13 protein-coding genes and 1 tRNA gene are annotated in these 13,464 nt (G+C 64.7%); all 14 read left to right on the forward strand.

The features are described from left to right. Window positions 1–257: 257 nt before the first annotated feature. The 14 genes from dusA to KUL25_RS04560 all read left to right on the forward strand — a co-directional run bounded on the left by dusA (window position 258) and on the right by KUL25_RS04560 (window position 13,461). Complete coding sequence (gene dusA / locus KUL25_RS04495) at window positions 258–1,247, forward strand: tRNA dihydrouridine(20/20a) synthase DusA (protein ID WP_257891845.1); 990 nt, start codon at window positions 258–260, stop codon at window positions 1,245–1,247. A gap of 99 nt (window positions 1,248–1,346) precedes the next feature. Next, window positions 1,347–1,423, forward strand: a tRNA-Arg gene (locus KUL25_RS04500). A gap of 383 nt (window positions 1,424–1,806) precedes the next feature. After that, window positions 1,807–2,067 (forward strand): ferric reductase-like transmembrane domain-containing protein, encoded by a 261-nt coding sequence (locus tag KUL25_RS04505; protein ID WP_257891846.1) that lies wholly within the window; start codon window positions 1,807–1,809, stop codon window positions 2,065–2,067. Window positions 2,068–2,117: 50 nt separating this feature from the next. Then, the gene (locus KUL25_RS04510) at window positions 2,118–2,255 is read left to right on the forward strand and encodes a hypothetical protein (protein ID WP_257891847.1); all 138 of its coding nucleotides are present in this window, start codon (window positions 2,118–2,120) and stop codon (window positions 2,253–2,255) included. Between the two features lie 4 nt (window positions 2,256–2,259). Continuing rightward, on the forward strand, window positions 2,260–2,898 hold the full coding sequence (locus KUL25_RS04515; protein WP_257891848.1) for a ferredoxin reductase domain-containing protein: 639 nt from the start codon (window positions 2,260–2,262) through the stop codon (window positions 2,896–2,898). Window positions 2,899–3,058: 160 nt separating this feature from the next. Then, on the forward strand, window positions 3,059–3,496 hold the full coding sequence (locus KUL25_RS04520; protein WP_345791018.1) for a c-type cytochrome: 438 nt from the start codon (window positions 3,059–3,061) through the stop codon (window positions 3,494–3,496). 15 nt (window positions 3,497–3,511) lie between these two features. Then, window positions 3,512–6,403, forward strand: a complete 2,892-nt coding sequence (locus tag KUL25_RS04525; protein WP_257891850.1) for a c-type cytochrome — start codon at window positions 3,512–3,514, stop codon at window positions 6,401–6,403. 63 nt (window positions 6,404–6,466) lie between these two features. Then, window positions 6,467–7,093, forward strand: a complete 627-nt coding sequence (locus KUL25_RS04530; protein WP_257891851.1) for an OmpA family protein — start codon at window positions 6,467–6,469, stop codon at window positions 7,091–7,093. Between the two features lie 6 nt (window positions 7,094–7,099). Beyond that, window positions 7,100–8,212 carry a caspase family protein gene (locus KUL25_RS04535; RefSeq protein ID WP_257891852.1) on the forward strand — a complete coding sequence of 371 codons (1,113 nt, stop codon included), beginning with the start codon at window positions 7,100–7,102 and terminating at the stop codon, window positions 8,210–8,212. A gap of 89 nt (window positions 8,213–8,301) precedes the next feature. Continuing rightward, window positions 8,302–8,424, forward strand: coding sequence for a hypothetical protein (locus tag KUL25_RS04540; RefSeq protein WP_257891853.1), 123 nt, complete (start codon window positions 8,302–8,304; stop codon window positions 8,422–8,424). A gap of 179 nt (window positions 8,425–8,603) precedes the next feature. Beyond that, the gene (locus KUL25_RS04545) at window positions 8,604–9,713 is read left to right on the forward strand and encodes a caspase family protein (RefSeq protein ID WP_257891854.1); all 1,110 of its coding nucleotides are present in this window, start codon (window positions 8,604–8,606) and stop codon (window positions 9,711–9,713) included. 15 nt (window positions 9,714–9,728) lie between these two features. Further along, the gene (locus KUL25_RS04550; protein WP_257891855.1) at window positions 9,729–10,649 is read left to right on the forward strand and encodes a tetratricopeptide repeat protein; all 921 of its coding nucleotides are present in this window, start codon (window positions 9,729–9,731) and stop codon (window positions 10,647–10,649) included. A gap of 16 nt (window positions 10,650–10,665) precedes the next feature. Further along, the gene (locus KUL25_RS04555) at window positions 10,666–12,405 is read left to right on the forward strand and encodes a caspase family protein (protein WP_257891856.1); all 1,740 of its coding nucleotides are present in this window, start codon (window positions 10,666–10,668) and stop codon (window positions 12,403–12,405) included. A 69-nt stretch (window positions 12,406–12,474) separates the two neighbouring features. After that, window positions 12,475–13,461 carry an Ldh family oxidoreductase gene (locus tag KUL25_RS04560; RefSeq protein ID WP_257891857.1) on the forward strand — a complete coding sequence of 329 codons (987 nt, stop codon included), beginning with the start codon at window positions 12,475–12,477 and terminating at the stop codon, window positions 13,459–13,461. The last annotated feature ends 3 nt before the right edge of the window (window positions 13,462–13,464 follow it).

Consider the following 13,464-nt stretch of genomic DNA (forward strand, 5'->3'; position numbering starts at 1 on the left):
AGCCCCTGTTCGACCCGGGTCTCCGCCTGGCGGGCCCAACGATGGGCGTCGTCGCGGCGGAGGAACGTCTCGCTCGCGTGAGTCACCCTTTCGTCTGATCTGGACCCGGTAGGCACCGGAGGGGAGTTTGGTGATGGAGGCCATTTTCGTGTGCGCTGAGTGTGCAATGAGTCGTCGAAAAGGGGCAAATCGCGAGATATCGGGGCGTAATTCTGCGTAGGAACTTGGCCCAGTAACAGTTTGAAGATGCAGTAAAAATGCAAATAAATCAACACGCTAGATTATCTGTCGCACCGATGATGGATTGGACCGACCGCCACTGTCGGTTCTTCCACCGTCTGATGTCGCGCGACGCCTTGCTCTATACCGAAATGGTCACTTCCGCCGCAGTACTCAATGGCGACCGAGATCGCCTGCTTGCCTTCAACCCGGCGGAGCATCCGGTTGCCTTGCAGCTTGGCGGCGCGGACCCGGCAGAGTTGGCGCGCGCCGTGCGTGTCCTGCGCGACTATGGCTATGATGAGGTCAATCTGAATGTAGGTTGCCCCTCGGACCGGGTGCAATCGGGCTGCTTTGGGGCCGTGTTGATGCGCCAGCCGGATCTCGTGGCTGATTGCGTGCGGGCAATGCAGGGCGAAAGCGATGTGGACGTCACCGTGAAATGTCGGATCGGCGTCGATGATCAGGACCCCCATGAAGCGCTGCCCCGGTTTCTGGAGGCGATGGTCGGGGCAGGGGTGACGCGTGTCACGATCCATGCGCGCAAGGCCTGGCTTCAGGGATTGAGTCCGAAGCAGAACCGGGACGTGCCGCCGCTGGATTACGATCTGGTGCACGCCATGAAACGCGCCTTCCCGCAGCTTCATATCTCGCTCAACGGAGGCATCGCTACGCTGGATGAGGCCGACGCCCACCTGAAAGCGGGCCTCGACGGGGTGATGATCGGGCGCGCGGCCTATCATACGCCTGCCGACGTACTGTTGCAGGCTGATCGGCGCATCTTCGGCCGCGATCGCCGCGCCCGTACGGCCGAGCAGGTGGCCCTGGAGATGTTGCCCTACATCGAGGCGCACCTGCAGGACGGGGGGCGCCTCAACCAGATCACGCGGCATATCCTAGGCCTATTCGCGGGGCGTCCCGGCGCGCGGGGATGGAAGCGCATCTTGTCGGAAGGCGCGCATCGCGATGGGGCAGGGCCCGAGCTTGTCGAGCGCGCCTTGCAAGAGGTCACCGCCCGCGCGGCATAGGCGAACCCGAGCCAGCGTCGCCTTTGCGTTTCAAGCCACAGCCGCATGGGCGGATTTAAGATTGCGGCAGCGTTCATGGGCCGATATACGGCCCACAACGGATCCATAGCTCAGCTGGATAGAGTGTCGCCCTCCGAAGGCGAAGGTCGTAGGTTCGAATCCTACTGGGTCCGCCATTTGGCTTTTTATTGCGCTACCGCCCTTTGGGCTACTTGAGCGCGGGGGTATTACGCCACCGCCTTTCGGGTTGCTTGAGTTGGAGGTATTGCGCAACTGGCATTTTAAGCCACTTGAGCGTGGAAGTGCGACCTGGTCTTCAATTAGCTGACGTGGCGTCCCAAAAACGTCGACCCAAAGGCCCGCGCCCGAACGAAATCCTTGATCCGCTGGGGTTTTTCGCACACGCTACCGTGATGAGAAAGTGGGGACTCCTTCCTTCTTGGCTCGATTTCACTTTCGCGTGCCGCAATCTCGGGACGTAAAATCGAACTAGGGACGTTTTTTGATTTCGCGTATCGGGCTGGTGTATCTGGCCATATTCATTGTTGTTCCCAGTGCTTTGACGTTTGCGTCTGCGGGCCACGAGACGGCATCCAACCTGTCGGCGTTGCTGGCGGGAACCATCGGGTTCTCTCTTATGACGGCCAATATCGTGCTGGCCACGCGACCGCGCGGGCTGGAACAGTGGATGGGCGGGCTGGACCGCGTTTACGAGGTGCACAAATGGTCCGGCGCGTTGGTTCTGGGCCTGATCGTGGCCCACACGCAGATCGGGTTTGACCAAGTCGAGGGCGTCTTGCCGCCCGGTTCGCTCAGCTAAACTGCCGTGGAGGTGGCGGAGCTGGCGCTTTATCCGTCCACCAGTTGTTCGTGAAAGCGCCCTTTGGTCCTGCGGACCTGATCTCTCAATGGTTGATCGCGATGGCGGTCGTCGGGGTGCTGGCGCTGATCTGGACCTGGGTGCAAGATCCGGTGCGGGCACGTGGCTTCACCGTCTCGGAAATTTGAGCAATTGCCCGGTGCCACCTGTGTGCTGGCCACACCCAATGGTCGCGGGCTGCGCTTGCGGCCCGGTCAATTCGCGTTTGTGTCGGCCAGAAAATCCGGCCTGCGCGAACCGCATCCCTACACTGTCTCGGGCACGGGCGAGGGGGGGAGCGTGGAATTCTCTATCCGGCCCTTGGGCGATTTTACCTGCCGCCTGCGCAAGACGCTTGCGCCCGGCGGCAAGCTGCGCCCTCAGGGCGGCTATGGCACGTTTCGGCCCCAAGACCGACGCAAGCCGCAAGTGTGGATCGCGGGCGGCATCGGGATCACGCCGTTTCTGGCAGCGGCAGAGGCCCTTGAGCCCGATCTCGACGGGCAAAGCACCTTGATCCACGCCGTGCCCACGAAAGCGGCTGCCGTGGGAGAGGATCGACTGCGCGCGGTCAGCGCCCGCGTGCCCGGCTTCACCTATCACCTTCATGCCAGCAACACGGCCTCTCGTTTGACCGGGGATGCCGTGTTGAAGCCATTACCGTTCGACATTTCCACAACAGAGATGTGGTTTTGCGGTCCCGCGCCGCTTCGCAAAGCCCTGCAAGCCCAATTCAAAGCGGCCGGGAAATCCCCACGCCGCATTCATTTCGAGCGTTTTGAGTTTCGATAAAACGCAAATTGAGTTGCAAAAACCCTTACGGGAGTTAGCCATGTGCAATCCTGCCGCCATTCGCACCGCGTTGTTGTTTTCCGTTTCAATGGCGATTGCATCGCCCGCGCCAGCGCAGGACTTGTTCCCGGACGGCACCCTTTCCGACTAAACGCCCGATATCGCGAACGGTGAGTTGGTGTTCAACGCGGCAGGCTGCGGATCGTGTCACGCCATCGACGGCGATGACCGCATCCTGGCGGGGGGCATGGACTTCCTCATTGGTCGCGTCGGCACGCTTTACGCGCCCAACATCACGGCCCATCCCACGGCGGGCATCGGCAACTGGTCGCGGGCGGATTTCCTCAACGCCGTGCTGCGCGGCGTGTCGCCCGAGGGCGAGACCTACCTTGGAGCCGCCTTCCCGCTCCCCGCCTATGCGCGCATGAACCCCGAGGATGCCGTGGACCTGCAGGCCTACCTCACGACGCTGCCCCAAAGCGATGCGCCGTCCCGCGATCATGCGGTGAATTTCCTGGGTGATGCCTACCTCAGCCTGTTTTCCCGCGATCAACCGGGCCTGATGGGGCACGCTGATCCGCAACTGGAGCGCGGCTAATATCTGGTGGAGGCCTTGGGCAATTGCGCGGGCTGCCATACCCCGCGCGAAGGCCGCCTCTCAGAGCGGTTGAACCACGACGACGCCTTCGCGGGTCAATCCACGATGATCGGCGAATATGCAGGCGCGATCAACGCCGAGCGTTTGGCGCTGTACTCGGCGGAAGCCTTCGTGAACGGTGTCATGGCCGAAGGCATGCGCCTTGACGGCCTGCCGATGACCAGTGCCACCATGCGCCGTGTTGCTCGTGCCACGGGGGGACTATCCCACGAAGATCGCGTGGCGATCTATGCCTATCTGATGGGCGCGCCGGTTGACCCCAGCACGGTGCAGCAACTGGATAGCGGCGCGGAAGCGCTGGTGGTCGAAGTCGCGCAGGTGGTCGAGCAAGCCGCGCCCGAGGTCATGGACATGACCGGCGCCACGTCCCTGATGAACCGCGTCGATGCCTTCTGCGCCGTGCCCGATGAGGCGGTGACGCCCGCCGCCGCCGTGCCTGCTGCCGCGTCCCCCGTGGGTGTCTCCCCCGAGATCGAGGCAGCCGTCAGTGCCGTCCTGGATGAACATTGCCGCAGCTGCCACGGCCCCGGCATGACCTACCAGCGCAGCTTCCTGACCGGCCCCATGGCGCAACTGGCGCGCGATCCTGCCGCTGTTGTGTCGGGCGATCACCAAGCCTCGCTGCTTTACGACACAATCGCCAGCAACCGGATGCCCACGCCGAACCGTCCGCGCCTGCAACCGGCGGAACTGCAAGCGCTGGTCGCCTGGATTGACGCGCTTGCCCCGGCGCCTTCGGTGCCGCAGGCTGCCGCGCCTGCCGTGGAAGCCGCCCGCACCGCCGTCGCACGCCCGGCAATGCCGGAGTTAGTCGGCGGCTCGTTCGAGGAAATGGTCGGTGCTGCCGTGGCAGACCTTGGCGCAATCGATGAACAGGACCGCCAGCACATCCGCTATTTCAGCTTCGCGCATCTGCCAATGCCCGAGATCGACTGCACCCAGGAAGGTGCCCTGCGCAATCCGATGCATTACATTCACGCGGGCCTGAACAAGTTCATCAACTCGGTCTTTCGCGCGCCCACGATCCAGCAGGTCACCCCCGTCGCGCGCACCGATGGCGCGCTGGTGCGCATCGACCTGCGCGACTTCGGCTGGACCGCCGACGATTGGCGGGCCTTGACGGAACGGGTCCACACCCAAGGTGCGGTAGAGGCCGGAGTTACCGCCGCCGCCTGGGATGAGTTGGCCCCCCCATATCCCTATGCCGTCAGCCCCACGTCGGACCCGATGTTGGGCGTGATCGCCAACTACACGGGCAGCGCCGTGCCGATCCTGCAAGCCGATTGGTTCACGCGCCATGCCTCCGAGCAGCCGTATTACGACATGCTGCTGCGCCTGCCCGATAACATCGCCGTGCTGGAGGCGCGCATGGGCATCGACGTGTTCCGCGAGATCCGTGAAATGCGCTTGATCCGGGCCGGGTTCCTGGCGGCGTCCTCGGGCGTGTCGGACCACAATCGGATGCTGGAGCGTTTTGATCTACCGCGCGGGGGCTATTACTGGCGCTCGTATGATTTCGCGGGTTCCGATGGCAGTCAGTCGTTGATCACCCACCCCGATGGCCCCGCCGAGATGGGCTTGACCGTTTCGGGCACCGCCCCGTTTGAACATGACGGCGGCGAGATGATCTTTTCGCTGCCCAATGGCATGCAGGGCTATTACCTGTCCGAAGCCGACGGGCGGCGATTGTCCGAGGGGCCGACCTCCATCGTGTCCTTCCGCGAGCGGCCCATTGGCCGGGGGATCGAGCTCGTCAACGGGCGGTCCTGCTTTGCCTGCCACGACAACGGCATGATTGCGCGCCGCGACGAGATTCGGTCCTTCATCCAGACCGCGCCCCACTTCGATATCCGGCAGCGTGATGTGCTGTTGCGCATGTATCCCGAACAATCGGTGTTGGATGAGTATTTCCGCCGCGACACGGAGACCTTCGTGGCAGCACTCAGCGCGATGAACGCCACCCAGCGCACTGTGGCGGGGCGCGAGGCCTCCATCCTGGCACCCGATGGCAGCGGCGAGATCGTCACCTGGCTGGCCGATTTCCGGTTCCGCAGGCTCGACATTGCCGATCTGGCGCAGCGTTTCTTCCTGACCGAGGAAGAATTCCGCACCCGCGCCCGGCAGATCGGCGATCCGCATCTGGCGCAGTTGGTCTCGGGCTGGGTGCAGCGCTTCGACAATGGGCTTTTGGTGACGCAGGATGAGGTCGACACCCATTGGGCCGCGCTTCTGCCGCGCCTGACCCTGCTGGATGCGTTGGATTATCATCCCGGGACCGTAGATTATCAGGTTGCCGGGGGCGCTTATGAGGCCGCCGCCGTGGCCGCCATCGAAATCGCTGTCGGGGCCGATGCCGATGCCTATGCGCCGCGCGTCGACGTTCCCGCCTATGTCGCGCCCGTTACCCATGCCGACCCGCTGGAAATCACGCTGCACGTGCCGCGCCAGCAGGTCTATGTGGATGATCTGCTGACCTTCGAGGTCTCGACCAACCGCGCCTGCATCCTTCAGATCATCTATGTGGAGATCAACGATGCCATCGTCGAGTTGCCGCAAGCGGTGATCGGGGCAGAGCTGATCCAACCGGATGAACGGCGTTTGATCCCGCAGGCGGCCTCTGGCTTGCAGTTGCGCTTTGATCGCCCCGGCGTGGGCGAAACGCTGCTGGCCTACTGCCGAGAGCCGTCCTCGGGCCAGCCCGCGATTGATGCGGCGCAAATGGTCGCCGTGGCCCACGAACGCTACCAGCCGCTGTTCCGGGGCCTGACCGTCGAGGCCGCCAACCGCGTCGAAGACGATGCGGGCCGCAGTGCCTTTGCCAGCGTCACGATTGACGTTCTGGGCTGATGATACTTACGCGGGGCGGGTCAAAGCCTGCCCCGGAACCTGCAATTTCAGGGGGGAAAGCCGATGCCGATTTCAACCACGATCCAACGGGCCGTTTTGGTCGCATGCCTCGCGTGGCCTGGCGTCGGCACGGCGCAAGAGGCGCTTGACGTGGACAGCCTGCTGGATGCGCTGATCCGTCCAGAGCCGTCTTCCAGCATCACCCGCAGCCTTGGCGCAGCACCCGTCGTGTCCGGGCCCACGGCAGAGGAGGTGTTGTTCCTGGAACGGCTTCCCACGCGCGGGCTTACTGTCGAGGTGCGCGCCGAAGTGGCCGAAATCGCGATGGAGCGGGAATTGCCGCGCATCGATCTGGACATTCCGTTCGACTACGACAGCGACGACCTGCGCGCCGATGTGATGGCGGATCTGGTAACTATCGGGCAGGCGCTGTCGTCCGAGGGTCTTTCCGGGTCCCGCTTCATCCTGGCCGGTCACACCGACGGCGTCGGCAGCGCCGCCTACAACCAGAACCTGTCCGAGCGGCGCGCGGCCTCGGTCCGCAGTTTCCTGATCGAAGCCTTCGGGCTGCCGGAACAGCAACTTGTGGCTGTGGGTTTCGGGTTCGAGCAACTGCTCACCCCCCAGGATCCCTCTGCCGCCGCAAACCGCCGTGTCGAGGTGATCAACCTCGAAGTCGCGTGGGAGTGAGCTGAGATGTTTGCGATCCGCCTTCTGTGTGCGGCCATTGCGCTTGCACTTGCCATACCCAACGCGGCCTCCGCGCAGGAACGGCATGCGCTGGTGATCGGCATCAACGCCTATGACAACCTCGGGTCTTTGGAAAAGGCCGTGAATGATGGCCGTGCCATGGCCGATAGCCTGGAGCGGGCGGGGTTCACCGTGGACGCGGGCTATGACTTGAGCCGCCGCGATTTCGTGCTTCTTTTGACCCGGTTCCTCGATCGCCTTGGGCCCGATGACGAAGCGCTGGTCTTCTACGCGGGCCACGCCGTTGCGATCGAGAACCGCAATTTCCTGGTGCCCGCTGACGCCTCCGCGCTGGAACAATCCAGCGAGGCGCTGATCATCGCGGAAAGCATTGGGCAGGAGTTCATTCTTGATCAGATCACCGCCACGGGCGTGCGCCTGTCCGTGGTGATCATGGACGCCTGCCGCAATAATCCGTTCGAGGGGCTGTCGACCCGCTCGCTCGGGCGGGACGCGGGCCTTGCGATCACGCAGCCGCCGCGCGGCGTCTTCATGATGTATTCCGCCGACGAAGGGCAAACGGCGCTGGACCGTCTCAGCAACGATGACCCGCACCCGAATTCCGTCTTCACCCGCACGCTTCTGCCCCTGATAGAAGAGCCCGGCATCGACATCGTCGACATCGCCCGCCGCCTGCGCGGTGACGTGCAGGCCTTGGCCGCAGGCGATCAGCACCAGCAGTTTCCTGTCTACCGGGACCGAATGCAGGGTGGGGGGCAGTTTGTGATTAACCGCATCCGAGCCGTCGCTGAGCAGCCAGCGCCTGTCACAACGCCTCCGGGGGCTGCCGTGGTGCCTACACCCATGGCGCGGGTAGCGCCACCGGTTGCAGTCAATCCCTGCGTTACTGCCCGGGCTGATTGGGCGCTTCTGGGCAACAGCCCCAGCGTGGCCGTGCTTCAAGCCTACCGCGCGGCCCATAGCGGGTGTCCGTTGATGATGACATTGGCCTCGGACCGCTTGGCGGCTTTGATCACGCTGCCGCAGCCCGTGCCCCAACCGATACCGCAAACGGTGCAGCCGTCCATCGGGGCAAACCCAGTCGGCAGTGGGGCCTAAGTTGCCCCGCCACAGGGGGGAACCCGGTTGCCTGGGCGCCTCGGTTCGGGGGCGAGCGGATCACCTATTGGGATCACAACGGCTTTGGCATGGCGTGGGGAAGCCGCGGCACGCAGCGGTGGGTTTGGTACTACCGCCCCCGCGCCGGCATCGCGGCCCAAGGGGTGACACCGGGCACGTTGCTGCTTTCGGGAACGCTGGTGGACGGGTAATTGACTGGGCAGGCGCGGCGGTTTTCCAACTCATGTGGGATGCTTGAATATGACGTGTCGGGCACCGCCGTGGGCCAGCGGGTGACCCTTCAAGGGTCCTATCCAACGCGCGATGACGCGTGCAGAAACGGATACCTCCAGAGTGATCGCCTCGACTTTTCGTATGTGAGCACGCAGCCATGAGCCCCAGACGTTCCCTCTTGCCTGCGGGGCGCATCCTGTTCGCGCTGTGCTTGTGCCTTAGCCTGCTTTGGTCCGCCACGGCCCACGCCCAAACCCGCCACGCCTTCGTGGTCGGCATCGATACCTATGAGAACGTCGGATCTTTAGAAAAGGCACGCAACGATGCGCGCGCCGTGGCGGGCGCGTTGGAAGAGGTGGGCTTTCGCACACAGCTTCTGATCGATGTCGATGAAACGGCTTTGCTGACGGAACTCACGCGGTTCTCGGGCCAGCTCAATCCCGGAGATGAGGTGGTGTTCTACTTCGCGGGCCATGGGGTGGAGATCAACGGGCGCAATTACCTGCTGCCCGCCGATGTGCCAAGCGTTGCGCCGGGGCAAGAACTGGTCGTGACCCGTGGCGCGCTGCCCGACGCTCCCACAGGCTCGGCTGATCCGTGCGCTGCCGCCCGCGCGGATTGGTCCCTGATCGGGGAAACGCCGGGTGTCGCCCTGTTGGAGGCTTACCGCACCGCCCACAGCGGCTGTCCGCTGATGATGATGCTGGCGTCCGAGCGCCTTGCTGCCCTGACCGCCACGCCCGCGCCGTCACCACCTGCGGCGACCCTTGAACCCACCCACACGCCTGCGCACACCCCTTCACCCCAGGGCGACGTCTCGGTCCCTGTGCAGGCCTGCGTGGCCGCCGCCGATCCGGACCACACCTCCATCGCGGACCTGCGCGCAGACGCGGCCCAGGCCACAGCGCGGGCCCGCTGCGCCGCGGCGCTGGTCCAAATCACTGACCGCGCCAGCGCGGAGGGCACGCACGTGCTTGCGCTGCTGGGACGCGCTGCCCACGCGGCGGGAAACTTTGAAGAAGCGGTGTCATTTTACGAAGAGGCCGCCCACGCCAATCCCATGGCCGCCAGCAACCTTGGGAGCCTGTACCAGACCGGGCGCGGTGTCGCCGCCGACGGGGCCCGGGCGGCCGAGCTATTCCAATCTGCCGGAGAACTGGGGGCCGCTTACGGGTGGCACAACTACGCCTCCCTCTACTATCGCGGCGAGGTGGTTCCGCTGGATTACGACCGCGCCGCCGAGGCTTACCTTCGGGCCGCGCAATAGGGCTGGCCGTCGTCCATGTATTGGACGGGGCGGATGTACCGCGACGGGACAGGCTTTGCCCAGAGCGATGCCCAGGCGGCCCGGTGGTTCGAGCGTGGGGCAGAAGCTGGCAACGTCAACGCCATGACCCAATTCGGGTTCATGCTGTCCGAAGGATTGGGCGTGGCGCAGGACCAAAGCGCGGCCGCGCGCTGGTTTCAGACCGCCTCGGACGCGGGCTCGGCCGAGGCGGCGGCCCGTCTTGGCATCGGCCATCGCCTCGGCGAGGGGGTCGCGCGCAACCCGGACCAGGCCTATCTGTTGCTGTCGCGCGCGGCAGAGGAAGGCAACGGGCGCGCCATGCGGCACCTCGGCCAGATGTTTGCAGAGGGCGACGGCGTGGCCCAAAGCGACGCAGACGCCGCGCAATGGTATCAGCAAAGGGTCGATGCGGGGGACGCTGCTTCGGCGACGCACCTGGGGGCCTTCTATTTCAATGGACGCGGCGTCACCGCCGACCGCAACCGCGCGTCCGAGTTGTTTCGCCAGGCCGCCGAGGGTGGCGATGCGGCCGGCATGCGCAACACGGGTGTCATGTACCGCGAAGGTTATGGGGTGGCCGTCAGCCACGCCGAGGCGATGCATTGGTTCCAGCGGGCCGTCGCACTGGGTGACGCGTTCGCGCATTACTACATTGGTTGGCAGTACCAATACGGCAACGGCGTGCCGGTGAATGCGCGCGAGGCCGCACAGTGGTTTGTGAGCGGTCTGGCGGCGGGGCACGATTACGCCCTCCGCAACCCCGCAGAATTCAACGGCGCCGTGGGCCGCGAGATGCAGGAGCTTTTGCGTGAAAGAGGCAGGTACGATGGCGCAATCGACGGCGTTATCGGGCCCGGAACCGTTGCAGCGATGAGAGCGTACATGGAGCTTGGCGAAAGACTGATCGAGCTATGACAAGTGGTGTGGTTGGATGAAGACTTTCATATGGGTGTTGGTGTGGTTTGTCGGTCTGGCGTCGGTGGTCAGCGCCCAGGATCGCCACGCGCTGGTTATCGGGATCGATGACTACGTCAACGTCTCGGACCTGCAAAAGGCCCGCAACGATGCCGAGGCCGTGGGCGTTGCGCTGGAAGACACGGGGTTCGACGTCACCGTCCTTCTAGACGCGAACCGCCGCGACATGTTTCGCGCGCTCAACACCTTTGTCGGGCAGCTTCAACCCGGCGATGACGCGGTGTTCTACTTCGCCGGTCACGGCGTGGAGGTCGAGGGACGCAACTACCTGCTGCCCACGGATGTGCCCGCCATGCGCCCCGGAGAAGAGCGTTTGCTGACCAGCGAAAGCCTTGCTGCCGATGACGTGCTGGCCGATATGCAGGCCTCGGGCGCAAGGGTCAGCCTGCTGATCCTTGACGCATGCCGCGACAACCCCTTTCCGACGGAAGGCACCCGTAGCCTTGGGCGCAGCACGGGCCTGTCACGGCTGGAAGCGCCCGAGGGCGCGTTCATCATGTTCTCGGCCGGGACCGGACAGGCGGCCCTCGATCGCCTGTCGGACGATGATCCAAACCCCAATTCCGTGTTCACCCGCGCGCTGTTGCCGCTGCTGTCCGAGCCGGGCCTGCCGATCCATCAGATCGCGCGGCGCTTGCGGCGCGATGTCCAGGACCTCGCCAGTTCCGTCGGGTATTCCCAGCGGCCCGCCTATTATGACGAGGTAACGGGGGATTTCTTCTTTCTTTTGGAAGAAGAGACGGTGGAAGGGGTGGCCACCGGCACTCCAGGCCCCACACCAACACCCACGCAGCCCCCGGCTTCCACCCAGCCCCAAGCACCCGCGTCCGCGCCGGATGGCGTCCCGGAACGCACCCCCAGCACCACCCCCTGCGCCACCGCGCGGCTGGATTGGGCGCTGGTCGCCGACAGCTCCAGCCCCGCTGTGCTGGAGGCCTACCTCGCCTCGCATCAGGATTGTGCCTTCATGGTAGCCTTGGCGTCCGAGCGCTTGGCAACTTTGCAAGCGCCGCCACCTGACCCCTGCGCGCCAGCGCGGGCGGAGTGGGAAGCGCTCAGCGCGCGGCCTGATTTCGACACCGCCGCGGCCCTCGGCGCACTTACCGCGTTCCAGGCGACCTACGGGACCTGCCCGATCTATGGGGCTCTGGTGATTTTCCAGTTTGCGGAAATGGAGCGCTTGGAAGATGAACGCCGTCGGCCCGTCCATGGCCCCCGGCCGTCCCAGGGAAACCGGGTCTGCACCACGTCGACCGGGTTCACCGGCCCCGGCGTGGGGGCGCGCACCTTCTGCGCCTCCAGCGCATTGCCACCGGCTGGCACCAATTCCTACTGGCCGCCACATCTGTTCGACGACAACCTGCGGACTGCCTGGAACGAGGGTGTCAGCGGGCGCGGCAGGGGGCAAACCCTGGCTTGGGAGTTCGAGGCCGAAACCCAGGTGCGCCGGATCCGCGTCGTGAATGGCTACACCAAGACCAATCGCACCTATACCCGCAACGCGCGCGTCCGGGAGGTGCGGATCACCGGATCATCGGGTTTTTCGATGAACACCAAGCTGCGCGACACCGGTGACTGGCAAACCATCGAGTTGGGCGACATCGACCCGCAGATGTGGCTTCAGATCGGGATCGTATCGACCTATCCGGGCACCCATTATGCCGACACGGAAGTGACGGAATTACGCATCGAGTGACGGGGGCCTTGTGCCGCGCGCGTCAATCGGGTTCGCTGCGACGACTGATTTCTGACCCGAGGGCCCCCGATGCACGTCTCCATTTCCGACATCCGCGCCGCCTCCGAGGCCGCGCTTCTGGCCCATGGCGCAGGCCCTTTTCAGGCCGCCGAGGTCGCAAAGGCCGTCGCCCGGGCAGAGGAGACCGGGAACATCATCTGCGGGCTCTATTACTTGGAAAGCTATTGCACCCAGCTTGCCTCAGGGCGGGTCGACGGCACCTTGGTGCCCGACGTTTCGCGTCCCAAAGCGGGCGTCGTGCGGTCCGATGCGCGCTTCGGCTTCGCGCAACCGGCCTTTGCCCGGGCGCTGCCCCTGGCCGTTGAGGCCGCGCGAGAGGTGGGCGTTGCCACCTTGACCGTCGCCCACGCCCATACCTGTACGTCACTGGGGTATTTCACCGAACAGATCGCGGCAGAGGGCCTGATCGCCCTCGGCTTTACCAATGCCTCTGCCATTGTCGCGGCACCCGGCGGCAAAGCGCCGGTTCTTGGCACCAACCCCATAGCGATGACGATCCCCGGGGACGGTGCACCGCTGATGCATGCGGATTTCTCGACCTCTGCGGTTGCCCTGGGCAAGATCACCATGGCGAAAGCGGCAGGCGAGGCGATCCCGCCGGGATGGGCCGTGGACGCGGACGGCGCGTCCACAACGGACCCAGACGCGGCGCTGAAAGGCGCGCTGCTAAGTGCGGCGGGGCCCAAGGGGTGGGCCTTTGGTCTATTGGTGGAGGTGATGGCGGCAGGGTTGACCGGATCGGTCAACTCTCTGGATGTAAAGGGATTGAAGCTGCCGGATGGAAATCCCCATGATCTGGGCCAGTCCTATATCCTGATCGATGCGAATGCCCATGCGGGGCAGGATGTCCTGGCGGAACGTCTGGCGCGTGTCGCGGATGTCATCGCCTCTGACGGGGGCACGGGGCGGATCCCCGGTGCGCCGCGCAAACACATCGACCCGGTCGATGTGCCGGAAGCCCTCTGGACCCAAGTGCAACGTCTGGCGGCGGGCTGAACC

The organism is Gymnodinialimonas phycosphaerae (assembly GCF_019195455.1).
GTDB lineage: Bacteria > Pseudomonadota > Alphaproteobacteria > Rhodobacterales > Rhodobacteraceae > Gymnodinialimonas > Gymnodinialimonas phycosphaerae.